Origin of the sequence: Pauljensenia sp. UMB3104 (assembly GCF_030217285.1) — a bacterium.
Lineage (GTDB): Bacteria > Actinomycetota > Actinomycetes > Actinomycetales > Actinomycetaceae > Pauljensenia.
The window spans coordinates 89,838-110,326 of the sequence record NZ_JASONN010000005.1; the positions used below are offsets into that span (position 1 = coordinate 89,838).

The following is a 20,489-nucleotide window of genomic DNA, read 5'->3' on the forward strand; positions in this document are numbered from 1 at the left end:
CAAAGCTCAATCATTTGGAGACGTAAGAGGAAACCTGGCGACCATACCGGAGAGCCAGGCGGATGGGGCGGCCACGACCTCGTACCGGGAGCGCTACGAGGATGCGGCGATCACGAAGAAGGACATTTTCTTCTACGTGTACGCGCTGCTGCACCACCCTGAGTATCGCGAGCGCTTCCGGATCGGTGAGCGCAAGATGCGTTTCCCGAAGCTGGGGCGCCGCGATAAGGACTTCACGCGCTTGGAGTACAACGACTACGTGACACTGACGGGCATTCCGGCCCAGGCGCAGGGCTATTCAATTTCGGGCCGTAGCCCACTGGAGTGGATCATCGACCGCTACCACGTGAAGACGGACAAGGCGTCGGGCATCGTCAACGACCCGAACGATTTCCTGCGCGAGCAGGGCCGCCCCAACGCGGTCGTGGACCTGATCAAGCGCCTGGTCACCGTCTCGATGCGAACCCAGGAGCTCCTGGAGACGCTGCCGAAGCTGGAGATCCCGGAGGTACAGAACTGAGTTCCGTAGATCTACTCTGATCCTCAGGTAGTCAGCGGCGTATGACTTGCACCACGAGTGGCCCAAATGGCGAGATTTCAGCTCCTTGACGCCGCGAGAACGCTAGATTGGAGTTAACCGTTCAGCCCGCCCCAGCACATGCTGGGAGTGGGCTGGATCTTTTTGAGGAACTCAACGGAGATGTTGACCATGTCGAAGTCGCTGAAGCCTGGCACCACTATAAGTGATCAGATTTCGATCCTTCAAAGCCGCGGGATGTCCGTCGATACAGACCTGGCCACCCAATGGTTGACCAACGTCAGCTACTACCGCCTATCCGCATATTGGTTTCCTGCACGCAGGATAGACTCCCTCGGCAATGAGTGCTATTGCGAACATCCAACGTTTACAGATGCCGTACGACTCTACGAAGCAGACAGAAAACTACGCACACTCATACACGACGGTATTGAACGTATCGAAGTAACAATGAGGACACGCCTTAGCGAACGCCTTTGTGTCTCCGGATCGAATCCGACACCGATCTCATACCATGATCCAACTCTTTTCCGCACAGATTTCGATCACACTGATTGGGTTGAGACAGCCAAGCGGAGAGTCGGTCGTGCGAAAAAGCATAATGAGGCGATACGACACTACTACGATGAATATAATCAGTCGTACCCATTTTGGGTGCTTGCAGAAGTACTCGACTTTTCAGATATTTCCCGCATGTTTGACGGCATGAAGTCAAAAGACCAGAATTACATCGCCGAAGGCTTAGGAATTGTCATCGACAAAGCGCAACTTTCGAAGAATCAGATACGTAAGATTAAGAAGCGTTCGCCGCTTGCAAGCTGGCTCGAACAACTTACCATCATTCGTAATTCGTGCGCACACCACAGCCGCGTATGGAACAAAAGCTTTGTACCCGTCCCCACAACACCTCTTAAAACTATGCCCGTATTCAAGGATTTGCCTGACGGACAAAGCGAGCGCATATTCGGCGCGATTGTTGTCATGTCATTCCTTTTGAGAAGAACATCCCCGGGTACCACATGGCCAGATAAAGTTGCGCATCTATTTCAATCTGATTTTCTAACCAATCCACTTGTCGATCCGAGAAGCCTCGGAATTCCTGCGGACTGGTCCGGGCAGTTTTAAGGGAATTAAATCGATTCTATGAAGTCCTAGGACCCTTGATGAGATCTATCGATACTTGGCTCGTTGCAAGCAACGCATCTCATGCTGGGATGGCTCATTCTGGCCCATTATAACGGGGGTGACAGTACCACCTATACCTCGGGCATCGACATGCTCTGACACTGATCTCTAGAGGGTTATCTTGCGCTCCCAGCATCTTTCTCGAACCCAATCTGCCAAAACCCCATATCGAGGAGCTTTATCTGCGGATAGGTCAGGTCCTCGGTCTGCATTCCGCGCCGCGCTTCCTCGAGGCGGTCGTTGTGGGCCTCGTAAAACACCACGAGCTTGAGGACGGACTTCGGGCTGTATTCCTGCGTCGTCACCTTGTGTTTCGCAACACCATCTTGAAAGAACCTTTCGTACGCGGGCACGCAGCCGAGCGTTCCCATGAGGATTTTCGTGATGAGGAACGGTGACACCTGGGTCGCGACCTCACGCCCTGCGGCCTGGTCCCGGATCGGCTGGAAATAGGGCTCTTCCGAGTTGAGCGTGGGTGACCGGGTGTTGGTCGGGGATTTCGGGCAGAGGTCAAGGTCCTTGATGATGAACGGTCTTCTACCCCTGCTATCGTCAAGGACCTCTACAATGCCTCATCTACCTGTTGCTCGGCGTGAGCGTGGTCCGGTGCTCGACAGAGAGTCCTATGATCGCTGTGCTGGGTGCCCGGGTTGTGGGGTGACTTGCTCAAGGGCACGGGCGCGTGGTGGTGGAGGTGATCGACGCGCCCTTGGGCCGGGGTCCCTGTGCGGATCCGGTGGCACAAGCGACGCTGGATATGCCGAGAACGCACCTGCCAGACGGTGACATTCCTAGAGCACAGCGAGAAGGTGTGCGCTCCCCGGCCTCGTCTGGGTGTGCGGGTGATCCGCTGGGCGATCCGATAGTTGCGCGTCGAGGGAGCCACCATTGCAGGATTGGCTCGACAACTGGCAACCACGTGGAACACCGTGTGGACCCCTATCAAGCCGTGCCTGCGCGCATCTGGTTCATCGACGACATCATCCCAGCCGGCATCTAAACGATACGCGACTTCTTAAATGATTCAGTTCCGTAGAAAGTCATTTGCTTCTCGCCCCACCAGGTGAGGAATTTTTGAGCAGATTCGCCATTGTGTTCAATGTCGAATGCGCTGTCGAATGAGGCGATGACTCCGTTGGTTGCTTCGGCAAGAGCTGCTGCAACCAGCCCGTACCCTGTCGATGCAACAGCAGGGCCGGCCAAGTTTCGGTATTCATACCAGTAATGATCTTGACGAAGTACCTTTGTTAGCTGCTCGGGTGGCAGCAGGTCCTCAAACTCCTCAACGATGCTCCACAGTCCAAGATGTTCTGGTTTTGAGGTGAACGGATAAACGAGATCTTCTTTAGTGATCCGATCATCATCCTCGACAGCGAAACAACCAGGCCAAGAGGTGGAGTCCCACTCGCCGTTAATCCAGTAGCCAAAGCCAAGTTCCATACCTGGTTCCCAGGCCAAACTCTCGTCAACGAAGCGGAGCTGCGAGCCACCCGCAGGGGGGTAGAACGCCTTGACTTCGATCCGAGAGCCGACTCCGTGCCTGTCAAGGAGCTGCTGGAATAGCTCCTGTGTGCGGGCGCGCGTCTGCTCCACGAGCGGCATGAAGCTCGTTGTCGGATAGACGTCGATGGTCGTTGACATACCCCAATTCTAGAGCCCGAATGAGTGTGAACACAGGAGGAAATTCCCATGGCTGACTCATCTTTTGGGGCTCTTCATAATCGGGGGTGTAGTTGGGGCCTGAATCCTCCTGTTTCGCGGAGTGCTCGGCTCTGTGTTTGAGTGTCCTGCCCAGCGTCATGAGCTCGGTCAGGTTCCTCGGTACGCGCGTGGAGGTCAGTGTGTTGATTTCGACTTCCATCAGGACCTTACCCGCACTCGTGTCGGGCGCGCGGTAGGCGTCGATGATGTTCTGGTAGGCGCTCCAGGTGACCTCGAGTGCGACGTGGCAATCGCTGGCGAACAGGTCGAGTATGCGGTGTTGCTGACGCAGCGTGAGCAGGCATGAGCGGGTGTGGAGCATACCGCGGACCTTGTACAGGGCATCCCCGGCAACTACGTGTTCGAGGTCCTCCAGTCCTCCGGCTCCTACCTGGCCGGTTGGTTCCGCGAAACCCTCGGAGATCCAAAGCTCCTCGGCGCACCCGACCCCGCTCTCGACGAGGCCGTGAGGGAGATGTCGATCCTCGGCACTTCGCAGGGTGCCAACGAAATGACCGCATTCGGCCTCCCGGGTGTCGGCGACCTCGAGGTGACGGGACTGTCCGGGCGCAACAAGTTCTACGGCGTGCGCATCGAGGGGGTAAGCGACTCTTGGTGGGGTCGGCGATGACCGAAACACTCGGCGTCGCCGACCCCACAGACGGTCAGTGACGGGTCTTGGCGTCCTCAGCGTCCCTTTCGAAGCCGATCTGCCAAAACCCCATGTCGAGCAGTTTCATCTGCGGATAGATGAGATCGTCAGTCCGCATTCCTCGCCGCGCTTCCTCCAAGCGGTCGTTGTGCTTCTCGTAGTAGTCCACGAGCTTGAGGACGGACTTCGGGCTGTATTCCTGCGTCGTCACCTTGTATGTCGCAACGCCATCCTGAAAGAACCTGTCGTACGCGGGCACGCACCCGAGCGTTCCCATGAGGATCTTCGTAATGAGGACCGGCGACACAGGAGTCGGAACCTCACGCCCTGCGACCTCGTTACGTATCGGCCAGAAATGCTCGGCGATGTCGTCGTACACGTTCGTGTACCTCTCCTGAACCTCAGAGTCCCGCAGACCCACGCAAGCGACCCCAAGCAGGCAGTCGTATTCGGGCTTGAGGATCTTTTCGACGATGGGCACAAGTACCTTGTAGTCCTTCTGAAGGAGGAAGGACGAGCCCCTGTACATCCCCCAGCTCGCCAGGTAGAAGGCGAGGTGCAGACTCAAATAGTCGCAGTCCGGGGAGGGGTCGGTCCGCGCATCTCGAAACACGCGATAGCAATGCTCCCACGAACGCGAGCGCCCATTCTTATCCCTACGCGCCTCCTCGTAGAAGGTCTGCGCAGCGTCAATCAACTCATCGATGGCTTCCATACTTTTCTCCTTGTGCCTCCACGGAAGGCCGCTCCCCCTCAAGACCTGCATTGTTTGAGCGGTGCCTCTCTGGGCGCGAATTCCGATGCGGCAGATCAACCACCACATCGAGCAGCCACGCGACCCGGCCTCCCAAGCCTCGTTGAGCAACACTGCTTTATTTTCCGATAACCATACCGCACGGAGCCGACACGACGCTGCCATTTGGAAGGCGCAACTCAGCATCGTCGGTCCCTAACGTTCCGGGAGAGCTCTCGTTCCCACCTCTCACGACGAGGCCTGGGCTGGGCATGCACATCCGTGCGGTTTCGGGAATGCGGGTGGGAGGATGTGCGTGATAGTTGCGCAGCATTCTTAGTGTTTCGTATCGGTTCTGCGCGTACTCTGAAACAGTAGGGCGCGCCTCCAAGGACGGGGGTACGCCGCAGGGCACCTCACCGTGGAGGAGTACAACGCCATGACGGTTCCACCATTGTTCGACCACCTCGACATCGATGACGAGGATCAGCTGCGGCGCGACACCGCGCTTCAGGAGGCAGAGCTCGAGGCCACGGCCGGGCCAGGGGTTGATGACGACATGCGCTCCGCGCGAGCCCATCCCCGGCTTCGGGCCTGGCTGCACGTCGAGCCGTTCTATTGGACGATGCGCGTCGTCTACGTGTGCCTCGCCGCCGGAGCCGTCTTTGCCGTCTACATCAACGGGGTCGCTGAAGGCTGGTGGCACGCCTGGGGCGAAAAACCCAGCGTCGCAGCCACGACCCCCGCCACCCAGCCCACACCCGCACCAACAGTGTCGAGCGAGGCGGCCATGTCGGGCGGCTACCAGATCGGCCCAGACGGAGTCCTCGTACGCCCCGCCCAATACGCCGCAGACACCTACACCAAACCCGAACTCCCCGACGAAGCCAAGGAAAACACCGAACGCGGAGCAGAACTCGCCGCAGAGTACGTCGTCGAGACACTCACATACGCGTGGAATACCGGTGATACTCAGCCCTTCGCTGACATCACCGAAGCTGGAGAGAGCTTTCGGGAGACCTACATCGGAAATATTCACAATCTCTATGCACACGGATGGATGTATGACAACAGCACAACCATTACAGGGATCGTATCTGTAGAACCAGTTACAGACGATAAATGGGGAGCTCAGGAAGGAACTATTGGCATCATATTTAAAGCTACAACCAACAATGGGACTGCTTGTGTTGGGCAGCGGATTATTAAAAGCGATACTTCATTCGATGTGACTCTATTGTTCTTTATGACATGGAAAGATGACCATTGGACAGTTACTGGAGGAAGTGTTTCCCGAGATGGACAATAATAAGCTTGCGGTCGTCAGTATCATTGTCCTTGCAGCTGCAATATCGCATATCAACACTGGCATAGCGATTGCTGACAGCAACACTGGCCTTCCAACCGATTCTTGCGCAGATGCCTTCGGTTCACAACTCGGATTCTGCGCAGAAGGCAAAAATGATACTGCAAACGTATATCTTCAGGAACAGCAGCAAAATCAGAATTCCACCGCACAACCACCACTCGATTACCCATGGCTCTTAGGTGACCAAAGGATCTACTTTACTGCTGAAGGAAACACTACTGCGACTGCCACCTCTTACAGGGATGCTGCGCGTTGTAAGAACGTGTACGTGAACAAGGCTCCTAACAGCCCCACGGTTTCCGACGACGACACTGTCGATAACTGCCCGCTTCCAGCAGACCCCGAGGGAGGCTCCGATCAGGACCCCGGCCGCATCCCCACCACACGCGACATCCTCTACCTGGCCGCCGCCACCATCCACCCAAACGGTGCCGGCTTGCATAAGCGCCCCTCGAGGACGTCATACACGAACAAGTACGTCCCCACGCTCGTGGCGGCCACCCATCCGACCCAAACCCACACGATCAATCTGCTGGGACACGACATCACCGTCACCCTGACCGCCACGTCCTACACGTGGAGTTGGGGAGACGGCACCCCGGACCTGACCACGACCTCGCCGGGAATGCCCTGGCACAAGGGCATGGACCCCAACAAGGACCCCAGGCTCATCCGCCACTACTACACCCCGCCCAACGGGTGGCGCTCACGCTTCGACGGACCCTACCCCGACGCCACCCGCACCATCACGCTGACCACCACGTGGAGTGGCACGGCCACCAACCCCTTCACTGGAGAGACCCAAACCATCAACGGCCTGGTCACCACCAAAGAAACAACCGGCCCCTTCCCCCTCAACCACCTCATCGTCTCCAACACCGACACCTGGGAAGAAAAACAAGGCCACTAAACACACTGAGGCCCCAGCCCACCACCGTGGACTGGGGCCTCAGCGTCAATGTTTCACGTGAAACAATCACGGGCACCCCGCGCTCAAGCAGTCACCCCGCCCTCGCGCAGACTCACCCCCGCCTCTCGCGCAATGTCCGCGCGAGGAGGCCGTGCCTCGGCGCGAAGACCCAGGCGAGGCAGAAGCATGCAGTGAGCACCAGGACGATCGTGGCGCCCGTGGGCACATCCAGCGCCCACGACAGGTACAGGCCGACCAGGCCCCCGGAAGCCCCAATAAGAGGAGCAAGGATCATCATCGTCCCCAGGCGGTCGCATAAGAGCCGCGCGGTGGCCGCGGGGGTCACCAACAAAGCCAGCACCAGGACATTGCCGATCGTCTGCACGGAGATAACGACGGCCAGTGCCACGGCGACATACAGGGACAGATCGGCAGCGAGCACGTGCACGCCCGCCGCCCGCGCGCTCTCGCGGTCCAGGGTCACCGCGACGATGGGCCGGTGCGCCAGGAACAGCATGAGGAGCACAAACAACGCGCCAGCCAGCACCACGGGCACATCCGACGCCGGGATGCCCGTGATCGACCCGAAGAGGAAGTCCTGCAGGCTCCCCGCGTACCCGGGCGCCCGCGCGATGATCGCGACGCCGAGCGCAAACGCGCCCACGAAGAGCACGCCGATGACAGAGTCCTCCTTGAGCCGCCGATTCTGCGCCAACAGGGCGACCAGCACGGCGGTGACGACGCCCGCGAGCGCGCCGCCGAACACCAGGGACCCGCCGCACACGAAGGCGATCGCCAGGCCGGGGAACACGGAGTGCGCGACCGCGTCACCGATGAACGCCATGCCGCGCAGGACGACGTGCACGCCGACGCTACCGCACACGAGCGCGGCGACGACCGCGATCAGCAGCGCGCGCGGCAGGAACGCCAGCGCGGGATTCGTCAGGTCGCGGAAGAAGTCGTAGGGGCTCAGGAAGTCCGCCGCCGCGGCGAGGCCACCCCCGGCCGCGTGGATCACGGTGCTCATGCGCGCACTCCTAGGGCGTCGAGGATCGGGTTGTCGGGTCGCACGTCGAAGGCGCGGATCCACGGGTCGGCGTCGGCGAGCTCGTCGGGCCGCCCGGACGCGACGATCGTGCGCCGCAGCAGGTACAGGCGGTCGCAGCCGGCGCGCGCGCCGATGAGGTCGTGCGTGGTCATGAGGAGGGCCCGGCCCCCGTCCGCGAGCGCGCGGAACAGGTCCATGAGCATCTCCTGCGTGGGCATGTCGAGGCCGGTGAAGGGCTCGTCGAGGAGCAGCACGGCGGGCCGGATCGCGAGGGCTCGGGCGACGAGGACGCGCTGGCGCTGCCCTCCGGACAGCTCGCCGATGGGACGCTTGGCGAGGTCGCGCATGCCGACGAGGGAAAGGGCCTCCTCGACCGCGCGGAAGTGCGGGGTCCGAGCGCGCCCGAGCAGGCCTCGTCGCACGGTGACGGCCTGCAGGACGGCGTCGCGCACGCTGATCGGGAAGTCCCACGCGAACTCGTGCCGCTGCGGCACGTACCCGATCGCGCCGTCGGTCTCGACGCTGCCGCTGGAGGGGATGAGCCCCAGGATCGAGCGGATCAGCGTGGTCTTCCCGGCGCCGTTGGGTCCGATGAGGCCGACGAGCTCCCCGGCCTCGACCTCCAGGTCGACGCCTTCGAGGACGCTGCGCCCGCCCAGGGACGCGCCCAGTCCGGTGACGCGCAGCTGGCTCACTGCTCCCCTCCCCGATCGGCGAGGCCGGGGCCGTTAGCGCTCTCGCCCGCGTCGGGTGTACCGGCACTGGGGGACGAGGCCGGGGCCGCTTTCCTGCTTCCCTCACCCTTCGCGGTGGGCAGGGGCGCTAGGAGGGAGTCGGCCTCGGCGATGGCGGCGGCCTGTTCGGCGCGGCTGCGGCGCGAGCGCGCCACGACGAGCGCGCCGATCACGAGGAGGGACGCCGCGGCGACGGCGATGATCGCGAGGAAGGCCCAGTCGGGCAGCCCGCCCGACGCGGCTCCCGAAGCAGAAGAAGAGGACGCGGGGTCAGCGGCCCCGGAAGCCGCGGGCGCGGCGCCAGAGGAAGAAGCGGACGCCCCCGCCGAAGCAGCATCAGCAGCGGCGGGCGCGGCCATGGCCAGGGCCTCGGACGCGGAGGCGGCGTCACCGACGGCAAAGCGCAGGGTCGTGGAAGCGCTGACGGCCTCGCCGGCGGTGGTCGTGCCCAGGAAGGTTACGGTCGCCGTGTAGGTGCCGGGCGCGGAGAACGCCCAGTTGGCGTGCACGTGCGTGCCCGAGTCGATCCACACGTCGCCGGGCGCCGCGCCCGAGTCGGCGAGCAGGAGGGGCTTGCCGAAGGTGCCGGACTGCAGGAACAGCCACGCGCGGCCGGGGCCGCTCACGGGGCCGACGCGCATGGTGAGGCCACGGTCGATGGTGGCCGTGACGGCGGGGTCCTGCGTGTTCCAGCCGAGCCACACGACGTTCGGGTTCTGCGTCTGGGGAACGACGTACACGGGCTTGCCCGCGACGTCGGCCAGGAAGGGGTAGTCGGCGGAGTCGGGCGCGGTCATGACGGCCGCATCGCTCACCCGCAGGACGGTCTGGTTGGGGTCGCGCCACACGGCGCCGCTCTCGGCGTCGTGGCGCAGGCCGGCCCGCCACTGCCCGTCAATCAGCCGGGGGCCGAGGTCGACGTGCCCAACGCTGATCTCGCTGGCCTCATTCGACCATTCCTCGTGCGCGGCGACGCTCTGCGCGAGGTCGGGGTCGGGACTCGGGTCAGCAAAAGAAGAGGGCGCGCCCGCGATGACGAGGAAGGCCGACACAAGCAGAGCGCTCAGCGACATCCCGAGGCGCGCGAAGCGCGACGAGGTGCTGGAAGGCCTCCGGCTAGCCCCGGGGGAGGCGGCGGGGCCTAGCCGGGCTTCGAGCTGTGATGCCCGCCCGCTCGATCCCGTGGCCATCGGCAAGGCCTGGCCGGGCTTGCGGAAAGGCCTCCGGCTAGCCCCGGGGGCGGCGGCAGGGCCTGGCCGGGCTTCGAGATCGACCACTCCGAGCGAAGCTCGTGTGTGGCGATCTCGCGGGCGGGCCGCCGCCACCGGGGCGTAGAGCCGGCGGCCGTCCTCGCGGGCGGGCCGCCGCCCACGGGACGGCAAGAAAGCGGGCGGGCAGGCCACACCTCGGCCGGCAGCAGACAGGGCAGAGAAGGGTATCATGGCATCTCCTTGCCGCCCAGGCAGCGTGCCAGTGAGCGGGCGTTGTGTTCCATCATGTCGATATAGGTGGGTGCTTGGTCGTCGAGGGTGTCGCCGTACAGGGGGCAGATGTCCACGCCCGCGTCGGTGGCGGCGGTGCGCAGGGTGGAGCGGGTGCGCGCCAGGTTGGGTTCGAGGAACACCGCGGGGATCGAAGAGTCGGACAGGGTGGCCTGGAGTTTGATCCGGTCGGCGATGGAGGGCTCGACGCTGGGGTTGGGTGCGACGAATCCGGCGACGGTGAGCCCGTAGGCGTTCGCCAGGTACGCGTACGCGTCGTTGGTGGTGACGAGTTTGCGGCGCTCGTCGGGGATGGACGCGATGGTCGAGGCGACGGTGGCGTCGAGCTCGTCGAGGCGCGTCAGGTAGGCGGCTGCGTTGGCCCGGTAGGTGGCTTCGCCGTCGGGGTCGACGGAGATCAGCGAGTCGCGGATGACGCGCACGTACGCTTGGGCGTTGTGGACGTCGTGCCACAGGTGGGGGTCGATGTCGCCGTGTACGTGCTTGCCGAGGACGGCCTGGGGCAGCATGTAGACGTTCGCGCCGGGCTCGCCGATGAAGCGGAACGAGGCCTCCCCGGGGATCGTGGTGAGCGCGCGGGTGGGCACTTCGATGACGACGTGGTCGAGGTCGGTGCATTCCATGGTGGAGGCGACGGCCGCCGCGGCGCTGGATGCGCCGACGCAGGGGGTCGAGGCCTCGTCCCCGCTGAGAGCGCCGGCGTCGGAGGCGAGTTCGACGCGCTTGGTGGTGAGGTTGACGGTGATGTCGGCGTGGCCGGCGGACAGGACGCGGCGACCTTCGGCGGCGGCGATGTCCTCGGGCGGGGTGCCGACAGCGAAGACGGCGGTCCCTTCCCCGACGCTGACCGGCGTGGCGCCGGGGGTGGTACGCAGGTTGGCGCGGAAGTGGACGCGGTACACGCCAGGCTGAGTAAACGCCCAGCTCATGTGCTGGTGGGCGTCGGCGGGCAGCTGCGCGGTGTCGGTGTCGTATCCGCCTGCGGCGTTGAAGCCGTCGGAGGTCGCGAAGGCGATCTCGGGCTGCCCGAACGACGTGGTGAGGTATGCGGCGGCCTGGCCGGGCCCGTCGACGCCGGTGGTCGTCAGGTCAATCTGCGAGGCGCGGGTGGCCCCCATGTCGGCGCCGTCGCCCCACACGCGCATGCCGAGCCACGGGGTATCAAGCGCGCGGTCTTCGACGAGGGGGAGGATGGTGGCGCCGTTCTTGGCGGCCTCCTCGGCGACGGAGACGGAGCGCGAGCCGGCGGGCAGGTTGGAGTCGAGGGCACGGATGAGGGCGTGTTCCTCGAGCATGAGGTAGTTGGAGAAGGCGACGTCCGCGTAGGCAACATCGCGGATGGTGCGCAGGGAGGGTTCCCACGAGTGCGGGTCTGCACCGTTGGGCACCATCTGGGTGACATGGGCGCGGTCTCCGGCGACGTTGCGCACGAGGTCGGCGAGGATGCCGGTCGTGGCCACGACGCGCAGTTCACCGTCGGATGCTGGGTCGGGCGAGGGCGCGCACCCTGCCAGGGTCGCCGTGAGCGCTAACGTCGAGGCGGCGAGCACACACCCACTCCCCCGCCACCCACGAGAGGGGAGGCGGGGGATGAAGGAGAGTCGGCCTCGTGAATGAGGAGTCACGACTGTGCGCGCAGGTTGCGGCGGCGTCCGATCGCGCCCACCCACACGCAGGCCGCGCCCGTGAGCGCCCACGTCAGGGAGACGACGGTCAGCGGGATAGTGTCGGCGCCGGTGGTGGCCAGGGACAGGTCGCAGTCCTTGCCGGAAGCGGTGCGGCCGACGACCTGGGAGACCATGGGTCGCCCGTTCGGGCCGGTCGTGCCCGTGGCGGTGAGCTCGCCGCCGGAGCCGAAGCCGCTGCCCGCGAGCGCCGCGCCGTTGGGGGTAACGCGCATGGAGATGGTCAGCGTGTAGGTGCCGGGCGCGGTGAACACCCAGTTCTGGTGGGCGTGCGTGTTGGCGCCGAGCGTGTAGCCGGTGCCCGGGCCGTCGAAGACGTGCTCGCCGACGCCGGAGCCGAGCGCGCCCGCGTTGAAGACGGCGACGCGCCCCGGGCCCTCGACGGCGTCGAGGGTGAACTGGACGGGGCCGGTCGTGCCGGTGACGATTTCCTCGCGCTGGGAGTTCAGGCCCAGCCAGGGCACGCCCGCGATCTGGGTGGAGGGGATCAGCCAGACGCTGGAGCCGGGGGTGGCAACGAAGCCGAGGTCGGCGGGCGCGGTGATGCGCGCAGCGTCACCGAGGGCGAAGGTCAGGGACGAGGGGTCGACCCACTGGGCGGGCTGGCTGCGGTCGTCCTTGACGCGGGCGACGAGGGTGCCATTTTCGATGGCGGGGCCCAGGTCGAAGTGGCCGTCAGTGGCGTTGCCGGAGGCGCCGTCGCCGACGCTCACGGTCACGGTCGTGCGCGCGGTGTTCGCGGGCGCGCTGTTCGAGGCCAGGGTGGCGGCCTCGGCTTCGGTGGCCTCGCGGGTGACGCGGGTGGCGACGCAGCGCTCACCGCCGGTCGCGCCCGAGGTGGTGTGCGCGCCCGAGGAGGGGGCAGGGTTCGCGCCGCCGGTCGTGCCGGTGGTTCCCGTCGTTCCCGTTGTGTCAGCGGAGGGGGCACTGGGCGTTCCCGTGGCACCGCCCTCACCCTGGTCCTGGGCTGCCTGGTTGTTCGTGTTGTTCACGGAGCCGGGGCCCACGCCGGGGGCGGGGGCGGGCTGCGCCTGGTCGGTCGAGGGGGCCGCTCCGGACTCGGCGAGGCACGAGGCCTCGTCGGCGACGTCGATCGTGTAGGTATGGACCGCGGACTGGGCGTTGGCGGCGCCGGTGTTGCCGGGGGTCCACGCGCTGGCCTGGACGGTCAACGTGTAGCGGCCGGCACGCGTGAAGAGCCAGTTGACGTGCTTGTGGGCGGCGTAGGGCTGGTCGATGTCGTCGCCGCCCGGCGCTAGGTCGAAGCTGCCGTCATTGGTGACCGCCTTGGTGCCCTCGGTGAGGCTGGAGGTGAAGGCGTAGATACGGCCGTCGGCGGGACCCGTGTAGGAGATGTGGAAGCGCGCGGCGCCGTATCCGCCGGCCGCAACGCCCAGGGTGTCCCATCCGGGCCACAGCACGGTGGCCTGGTTGTCACCGGACTGGCCAAGCAGGTACGCGGCGGTGGGAGCTCCGGTCGCCTGGCTGACGTCGGTGGGGATCTGGGTGAGGGTGGACTTGTTGACGGTGAGCAGGGTCTGCTCGGGCTCGCGCATGACGCCGGAGCCGGTGGCGTCCTCCTTGATGCGCAGGGTGAGCGCGCCGGAGGCGTCGGAGGTCAGGTCGAAGATGTCGGCGTGGCCACGGTCCAGGGTGGCCGTGGTGCCTGCGGGGGCGGTGCGCATGACGGCGCACGTGCTCGCGCCCATTTCGGACGAGGCCGGGGCTGCGTCGGTCGTTGCGGCGTCGGCCTCGGTGGAGTTCGTGGCTGCGTCGGTCGCTACCGCGTCCGCTGTGTCGAGGCCGACGGTGGCCTCGTCGGCGGCGTGTGCCGCTCCGGGCACGAGGAAGGAGGCGGCCGCGAGGGCCATGACGGCGAAAGCCCGGGCCGCGCGGCCCGGGTTCCGGTGCTTCGTGGGGTTCATGGAGGGAGTCCTCTAGGTGCTTCGCACGTGAATATGAATGAGAATCGTTATCATTCTAATATCATGGCCCATGTCGCGCAAAGTTCCGCGATCCGAAATCCCAGATCGATACCTATAACCGTGACCACTCCCCATCACCATGATCACGGCCGACAGCCGTGATGACGGCCTGGAGAGGTCTGGCTTTTTCGGACCGTTTGTTTTGAGAGGGTTGTTCTGAGTAGTCCCGGCTGCTTGTGGCCGGCCAGCTTCGATGACGGCCAGCTTCGATGACGCCGTGAAACCTCGGGAAACACCTCTCCCCCACCTCAATTTCGCATGCAATTCCCCCACCACTCTTTCAAACTTTGAAATCGGATCGTTGAAATTCCGCGGTTTTCTGGACGTTGTGAATTTGTCTGATGACCGAATTGCATGCGAAATTGGGGAGAGCTCCGGATCGATGTCAGTGCTTCGCCAGGTAATGTCAGTGCTTCGCCAGGTACTGCGCAGATCCCACAACTCGTTCTCACAGTCCCCCACTTCGCCGTCGCCATGCCCCTCGCAGACCCAGGTCGCACAAACACCTCACCCGCACGATCTTCGCCGAACATCCATACCCCCGGTCAGGACCTCACCCGTCGACTGACGAACTCACACGGACCGGCATCGAAACTTCTAAAACTTCGCCATCAATGCACGAGCGAAGCCGATGATGCGCACCAATTGTGACGGCCTGCGCACGCTCGTTCGGATCGTGTGCACGCAGCCACTTTGCTTTGCAATTACTTGGTTTTCGCTGCGATCTAAATTACTGGCCGATCGGTTGAATGCATGTTTTGGCAGGGATAAACTATAACCATCAAGCGCCTGACAAAGCTGCCAAGCTCGCCAGGCGCTTTTCTTGTTTGAAACGCAGGGTCGCGCCGACGCCACCCGCGTTGGCACACTCCACGTACGAGACCGCCGGGCGATCCCCGGCCTCGTCAAACAGGGAATCAACACAACATACGATCCCACGAGGAGTTCACTCATGTTCTCGACCATCGACGTCATGGTTGCCCAGGCTCACATCGATCAGCTCAACGAGCTCGCCGACGCCAAGCACCTGGTCAAGGCCGACCGCCACTGAGCGAATTCCGGCTCCGCCGGACTTCCACGCAAGTCCGCAGACCCGCGAGGGCTGCGGACTTTTTGTATACCGAGACGGGCACGAGGCACCACTCCCCCACGTCGCTTTCGGACAACGAGTCGACGCGCCGAGCGAAGCTCGCGGCGCGGACGGCTCGCGGGCGGGCCGCCGGCCACGGGCACACCCAGCAGCCCGGCCCACAGCAAGCAGCCCGGCACCCACAGCGGCCGGGGCCTCCAGCGCCCGGAACACCGACCGTCCACAACCAATGTTTCACGTGAAACATCTGCCCATCCACCGGCCCCGTTACCCCGTATCGCCCGGAAAGTGGCACACTTGACCTATACGGTTATACGTAAGTTCACGCAAGACTTCATGCAAAGGATGGCATGCCTTGACTCAGCCTTCTACCAATGGCGGCACCCCGGCCTCGTCCGGCCGGACCCCCGCGCAGGGAAACCGCCTCGACCCCTGGTACGACGTCTACGCGGACCGCGCCCACAACCTGCGCGCATCCGAGATTCGAGCTCTCTTCTCCGTCGTGTCGCGTCCCGAGGTCGTCTCCCTCGCAGGCGGCATGCCGAACCTGAAGGACCTGCCCCTCGATAAGCTGGCGGCATCCGCGGAGAAGCTGGTGCGCAACCACGGCGCGCAGGCCATGCAGTACGGCAGCGGCCAGGGCTGGGAGGTGCTGCGCGAGCGCATCACCGAGGTCATGGGCTACGACGGCATCGTCGGCGCCGACCCGGACGACGTGGTGGTCACGACGGGTAGCCAGCAGGCGCTCGACCTCGTCACCGAGCTTTTCGTGAACCCGGGCGACGTCATCCTCGCCGAGGCCCCCTCCTACGTGGGTGCTCTGGGCGTGTTCCGCGCGCGCCAGGCCGACATCGTGCACGTGCCCATGGACGAGCACGGCATCATTCCCGAGGCCCTGGAAGAGACGATCCGCAGCGTGCGCGCCTCGGGCCGGACTATCAAGTTCATCTACATCATTCCGAACTACCACAACCCCGCCGGCGTCACGCTGTCCGCCGAGCGCCGCCCGATCATCGCCGCGATCTGCCTGCGCGAGCATGTTCTGATCGTCGAAGACAACCCCTACGGCCTGCTCGGCTTCCACAGCGACCCGCTGCCGGCCATTGCCTCGTACAGCCCCGACGGCGTCGTCTACCTGGGTTCGTTCTCGAAGATGTTCGCCCCCGGCTTCCGCATCGGCTGGGCGTACGCGCCGCACGCGATCCGCGCGAAGCTGGTCCTGGCGCTCGAGTCCGCGATCCTGTGCCCGTCGATGGTGGGCCAGATGGCGATCGCCGACTACCTGAGCAACTACGACTGGTACGGCCAGGTGAAGTCCTTCCGCTCGATGTACGCGGAGCGTTGCCGCGCGATGCTCACCGCGCTCGAGGAGTTCATGCCGTCGTGCACGTGGACGGTCCCCGACGGCGGCTTCTACACGTGGGTGACGCTGCCCGAGGGCCTCGACGCGAAGGCCATGCTGCCTCGCGCCGTGCGCGCGCAGGTCGCGTACGTGTCCGGCACGGCGTTCTACTACGACGGCTCGGGTTCGAACCACATGCGCTTGTCGTTCTGCTACCCCACTCCCGAGGAGATCCGCGAGGGCGTGCGTCGCCTGTCGACGGTCGTCAACGCGGAGAAGGAAATCGTCGACATGTTCGGTACCGCCTCGGGCAACGAGGCCGGGGCCGGGTCCGACCGCTAACAGTTACCTGAGGAGATACCCCCATGGCTACCAAAGTTCTGATTATCGCCGGCGGTCTGACGCATGAGCGTGACGTGTCGGTTCGTTCGGGTCGTCGCGTCGCGAACATCTTGACGCAGTTCGGCTACGAGGTCCTCATTTCCGACGTTGATGCATCCCTCGCCGAGGCGATCGAGTCATTCTCCCCCGACGTCGTGTGGCCGCTGGTCCACGGTTCGATCGGCGAGGACGGCTCCCTGCAGTCCTTCCTGGAGTCCGTGGGAATCCCCTTCGTGGGCTCCTCTTCGGTGCAGGCGATGCTCGCCTCGAACAAGCCCACGGCGAAGGCTCTGCTGGGCTCTGCGGGGCTCGCGACGCCCGGTTGGGTCACGCTGCCGCAGGCGATTTTCCGCCAGCTGGGCGCCTCGCACGTGCTCTCCGCTCTCGAGGGCTCGGTGTCCTTCCCCGTCGTTATCAAGCCGACGGATGGTGGTTCTGCGCTCGGTATTTCGACCGCGAAGGACGCGAAGAGCCTGCGCCGCGCGATGGTGGACGCCTTCGCTTACGGCCAGCGCCTGATGGTCGAGCAGCGTATCGACGGGCGCGATGTGGCCGTGTCCGTCGTCGACCTGTGGGATGGTCCTCAGGCGCTGCCCCCAGTGGAAATCTCGACGGATCGCGGCCGCTACGACTACGACGCGCGCTACACGACGGACGAGACCGAGTACTTCGTGCCGGCGCGTCTTTCCGACGAGATCCTGGCGGACCTCCAGGCCGCGGCCGTCGAGGCCCACACGACGCTGGGTCTGCGCGACCTGTCCCGCATGGACTTCGTGGTTGACGACGAGGGCACCTGCTGGTTCATCGATGCGAACGTCGCCCCCGGCATGACGGACACGTCGCTCCTCCCCCAGGCTGCCGATGCCCTCGACGATTCGTCGTTTGCGCAGCTGTGTGCCGACATCGTCGACTTCGTGGCCGGCGGCCGCGACGTACACAGCGTTGACTACGTCATCGACGAGGAAGGCACCGGCGTCATCATCTCCGAGGAGGACGAGGAAGCCGCGGCCACCGAGGAGTAACCCGCTCATTCATCGCACTGTGGGCCCGGGAGTATGAACCTCCCGGGCCCACATGTTTCACGTGAAACAATCGCCAGTCCATCGCACAATGCAACGACGGACACGCTCTATCACCGACCGATTGTGGCGCCCACAATCGGTGAATTCGAGCCAAATAAAGTGAGGACATCTCAGCTGCCCGAAGGGGCTGCCTAATGTCCTCACTGTAGGGCGCTGCGGCTGTCCGACGCTGACGCGTATAGGGTGGACTGCCTTCTGACCCCTACCAGCGCTAGCGTAGCACATGTAGGGTACGCTCCGGGTCCACGGTGGTATGACGTTCGCGCACACTTTTGAGCACGCGGCCAACGTTGTTTCACGTGAAACATTGTCTGCCTCCGCCAAGCGGGCTAATCCCGCCGGCGATCATTCGTGAAAGGTAGTGCTACACACCGATGAGAGCACACAATTGAGTGAAATTTTCGTTCTCTGTACGGCTCTGTGTCGTTCTGAGCGATCCGACTAATAGCTCGCCTCGCCGATACAGAGGCTCTCAGAAAAGAAAACCAAGCTCCTTCAGACGCTTCTCCGCGTCCTCCGCACCCTTCCAGACGATGCCTCGGGCACCGAGTAGCTCGGCCGCACGCACATTCTCGCGACGGTCGTCGATGAACGCGACGTTCTCGTGGGGAACATCGAGGCGCCCAAGCACGTCTCGGTAGATGCCGCGCGACGGCTTGCAAATGCCGTGATCACAGGAGAAGGCAAAGAAGTCGAAGAGACTCCCCCACTCCGAGCGACGGATCGCCTTAGCGATCGGATACGGAGCGTTCGACAAAATACCGACGCGCACTGCCTGCCTACGCAGTTGGCGCACCAAACCAAGCGTGGCCTCGTTCGCTTTCGCCATCCGTGACGCATCCAGAGCAACGAGCTGCTTCAAGAGAGCATGAGATGGCTCCGGCTGCCCGCAATCACCAGCAATACGATCCCAGAACTCACGATCAGACATGCCCGCGTCGTACTCTCCGCGGTGTGCCCACATCGCCTGATCGACGAGCGACGTGAGGCCTCGTGAGTCGTCGCCGAACAACTCGGCGATTGCGTGCGGGTCCGGATGGGCGTCGACGAGGACTCCACCGACATCGAAAAGCACGGTGCGCGAACTGCCTTGGGCGTTCATGCCTTTCGCTCCTTCTGGTACTGCGAGGGCCCGACGACGGACCCTTAAAGGTAGTTTAAGCGTAAATTCAGCCAAAGATTAGGCCAGGAAATGTCATATAAAGAACATACCGCGCCTGATCTGCGGAAAGAATTATGAAGTTTGATCAGTGAAGAATAAGGTCTGCAATTCGCTGAAGATCATCAGATCCCGCGAATTCGATGACGATTCGCCCCTTCTTACGCCCCTCCGTGATAGTCACGCGCGTATCGTACGCGTCGGCCAGGGCCGACACGACGCTCTCACCCAGCGGCGACAGTGGACGCTGCTGGCGGGCGCGCGGACGGGGCGTTGCCTTCGCCTTTCCGAGGCGGACAATCTCTTCGGTGGTACGCACGGAGAGACCCTCGGCGACGATGCGCTCAGCCAGCCGTTCCATCTCCTCTGCCGTCGACAGGGACAGCAGAGCGCGGGCATGGCCCGCTGTGATGACCTGAGCGGCCACCTTCTTTTGGACGGACGGGGGGAGCTTGAGCAGGCGCAGGGTGTTGGCAATCTGCGGGCGCGAGCGGGCGATTCGCTTGGCGAGCTCTTCCTGAGTCGCTCCGAAATCCGCCATGAGCTGCTGATATGCACTCGCTTCTTCCAACGGGTTGAGCTGGGCCCGGTGGAGGTTTTCCAAGAGCGCGTCACGGAGCAGGTCCCCGTCGTCCGTCTCTCGGATGATTGCCGGAATCGTGGTTTCGCCGGCGAGCTCGGAGGCACGCAGGCGGCGCTCACCCATGATCAGCTCGTAGCGTGCATCGGGTTTCTCGGCGAGGAACTCCTGAAGCTTCTCGGATCGACCCGTTGCGGGGATGCTACGAACGACGACGGGCTGAAGAACGCCCACCTCCTTGATGGAGGCGGAGAGTTCCTTCAGATCGTCCTCATCGAAGACCTCGCGAGGCTGCTTCGTATTGGGAACGATCTGATCGATCGCAATTTCAGCGAAGGAAGCACCGGGAACCGGAAGCAGTTCATGATCGGTGGATGTTTCACGTGAAACATCCTGGTCCGCATGAGTATCGGCGGCACCACCGGGAGCCGTCGAAACAGGTTGACGCGCCGCACTCGCCCGGGAATCTGAGCCATTGATTCCACCACCGAGGCCACTGCGAGAGCCGCCTGCGCGTCGTCCACCTGCCGCCTCGACGGACGGCATGGTCGGGCGCTTCTTCTTCGACGAGGCGGTGGCACGCTTGGGCTGGAGAAGATCCTTCGCGGATCCTCCCCTCTTGCCGGCGGAGCTACCTTCGGGGAAGAACACGTCCAGGGGACGGGACGGGGTGGAGGGTGCGGCTTGCGGCGTCTGCTCACTAGCCTGAGGAATCAGGGCCCCAAGACCCCGGCCGAGACCGGAATGCTTGCGAGCGCCCTTACGGCCCTCAGACTTCGATGATGCATCCGCCATTGCAATACTCCTTCAATT

At 63.8% G+C, this 20,489-nt stretch carries 18 protein-coding genes; 7 read left to right on the forward strand and 11 right to left on the reverse strand.

Going from position 1 to position 20,489, the window contains the following annotated elements:
- Positions 1-43 precede the first annotated feature (43 nt).
- Together QP415_RS04270 and QP415_RS04275 are read left to right on the forward strand one after the other, a co-directional pair.
- Entirely contained in the window at positions 44-520 is a 477-nt protein-coding gene (locus tag QP415_RS04270; RefSeq protein ID WP_285099014.1) for a type ISP restriction/modification enzyme, read from the forward strand.
- A 189-nt stretch (positions 521-709) separates the two neighbouring features.
- Positions 710-1,663: an Abi family protein gene (locus QP415_RS04275; protein WP_016460646.1), complete on the forward strand. Its 954-nt coding sequence runs from the start codon at positions 710-712 to the stop codon at positions 1,661-1,663.
- Positions 1,664-1,839: 176 nt separating this feature from the next.
- On the opposite strand, the gene QP415_RS04280 is transcribed toward QP415_RS04275, so the two are convergent.
- The 3 genes from QP415_RS04280 to QP415_RS04290 all read right to left on the reverse strand — a co-directional run bounded on the left by QP415_RS04280 (position 1,840) and on the right by QP415_RS04290 (position 3,746).
- On the reverse strand, positions 1,840-2,094 hold the full coding sequence (locus tag QP415_RS04280) for a hypothetical protein (RefSeq protein WP_034475075.1): 255 nt from the start codon (positions 2,092-2,094) through the stop codon (positions 1,840-1,842).
- A 625-nt stretch (positions 2,095-2,719) separates the two neighbouring features.
- Positions 2,720-3,364, reverse strand: a complete 645-nt coding sequence (locus QP415_RS04285; RefSeq protein WP_034474870.1) for a hypothetical protein — start codon at positions 3,362-3,364, stop codon at positions 2,720-2,722.
- Positions 3,267-3,746, reverse strand: coding sequence for a hypothetical protein (locus QP415_RS04290; protein ID WP_016460649.1), 480 nt, complete (start codon positions 3,744-3,746; stop codon positions 3,267-3,269). Before QP415_RS04290 ends, QP415_RS04285 begins: the two co-directional genes overlap by 98 nt.
- Here QP415_RS04290 and QP415_RS13770 point away from each other — a divergent pair.
- A complete protein-coding gene (locus tag QP415_RS13770; RefSeq protein WP_285098956.1) occupies positions 3,738-4,055 on the forward strand; it encodes a hypothetical protein in 318 nt (105 codons plus the stop codon). The two genes, QP415_RS04290 and QP415_RS13770, sit on opposite strands and share 9 nt — an antisense overlap.
- Before the next feature lie 34 nt (positions 4,056-4,089).
- Here QP415_RS13770 and QP415_RS04300 read toward each other — a convergent pair whose 3' ends face one another.
- Complete coding sequence (locus QP415_RS04300) at positions 4,090-4,791, reverse strand: hypothetical protein (RefSeq protein WP_016460651.1); 702 nt, start codon at positions 4,789-4,791, stop codon at positions 4,090-4,092.
- 457 nt (positions 4,792-5,248) lie between these two features.
- Here QP415_RS04300 and QP415_RS04305 point away from each other — a divergent pair, with 457 nt between their 5' ends.
- Both QP415_RS04305 and QP415_RS04310 read left to right on the forward strand, forming a co-directional pair.
- Positions 5,249-6,118, forward strand: coding sequence for a DUF6318 family protein (locus tag QP415_RS04305; RefSeq protein WP_285098957.1), 870 nt, complete (start codon positions 5,249-5,251; stop codon positions 6,116-6,118).
- A 433-nt stretch (positions 6,119-6,551) separates the two neighbouring features.
- Positions 6,552-7,088, forward strand: coding sequence for a hypothetical protein (locus QP415_RS04310; protein ID WP_285099015.1), 537 nt, complete (start codon positions 6,552-6,554; stop codon positions 7,086-7,088).
- A gap of 112 nt (positions 7,089-7,200) precedes the next feature.
- Here the strand turns inward: QP415_RS04310 and QP415_RS04315 are convergent, their stop codons facing one another.
- From QP415_RS04315 to QP415_RS04335, 5 genes are all read right to left on the reverse strand, one after another.
- Positions 7,201-8,115 (reverse strand): anchored repeat-type ABC transporter permease subunit, encoded by a 915-nt coding sequence (locus tag QP415_RS04315; protein WP_285098958.1) that lies wholly within the window; start codon positions 8,113-8,115, stop codon positions 7,201-7,203.
- Complete coding sequence (locus tag QP415_RS04320) at positions 8,112-8,831, reverse strand: anchored repeat-type ABC transporter ATP-binding subunit (protein WP_003791338.1); 720 nt, start codon at positions 8,829-8,831, stop codon at positions 8,112-8,114. The genes QP415_RS04315 and QP415_RS04320 overlap by 4 nt, the downstream gene beginning before the upstream one ends.
- The gene (locus QP415_RS04325) at positions 8,828-9,943 is read right to left on the reverse strand and encodes a choice-of-anchor M domain-containing protein (protein ID WP_285098959.1); all 1,116 of its coding nucleotides are present in this window, start codon (positions 9,941-9,943) and stop codon (positions 8,828-8,830) included. Before QP415_RS04325 ends, QP415_RS04320 begins: the two co-directional genes overlap by 4 nt.
- A gap of 365 nt (positions 9,944-10,308) precedes the next feature.
- On the reverse strand, positions 10,309-11,922 hold the full coding sequence (locus QP415_RS04330) for an anchored repeat ABC transporter, substrate-binding protein (RefSeq protein WP_285098960.1): 1,614 nt from the start codon (positions 11,920-11,922) through the stop codon (positions 10,309-10,311).
- Between the two features lie 71 nt (positions 11,923-11,993).
- Complete coding sequence (locus QP415_RS04335) at positions 11,994-13,982, reverse strand: TIGR03773 family transporter-associated surface protein (RefSeq protein WP_285098962.1); 1,989 nt, start codon at positions 13,980-13,982, stop codon at positions 11,994-11,996.
- Between the two features lie 1,505 nt (positions 13,983-15,487).
- Here QP415_RS04335 and QP415_RS04340 point away from each other — a divergent pair.
- Both QP415_RS04340 and QP415_RS04345 read left to right on the forward strand, forming a co-directional pair.
- Positions 15,488-16,816 (forward strand): aminotransferase-like domain-containing protein, encoded by a 1,329-nt coding sequence (locus QP415_RS04340; RefSeq protein ID WP_285098963.1) that lies wholly within the window; start codon positions 15,488-15,490, stop codon positions 16,814-16,816.
- A gap of 23 nt (positions 16,817-16,839) precedes the next feature.
- A complete protein-coding gene (locus tag QP415_RS04345; RefSeq protein ID WP_285098964.1) occupies positions 16,840-17,877 on the forward strand; it encodes a D-alanine--D-alanine ligase family protein in 1,038 nt (345 codons plus the stop codon).
- A gap of 532 nt (positions 17,878-18,409) precedes the next feature.
- On the opposite strand, the gene QP415_RS04350 is transcribed toward QP415_RS04345, so the two are convergent.
- Positions 18,410-19,039, reverse strand: a complete 630-nt coding sequence (locus tag QP415_RS04350) for an HAD family hydrolase (protein WP_285098966.1) — start codon at positions 19,037-19,039, stop codon at positions 18,410-18,412.
- Between the two features lie 145 nt (positions 19,040-19,184).
- A complete protein-coding gene (locus tag QP415_RS04355) occupies positions 19,185-20,471 on the reverse strand; it encodes a ParB/RepB/Spo0J family partition protein (RefSeq protein WP_285098968.1) in 1,287 nt (428 codons plus the stop codon).
- Positions 20,472-20,489 lie beyond the last annotated feature (18 nt).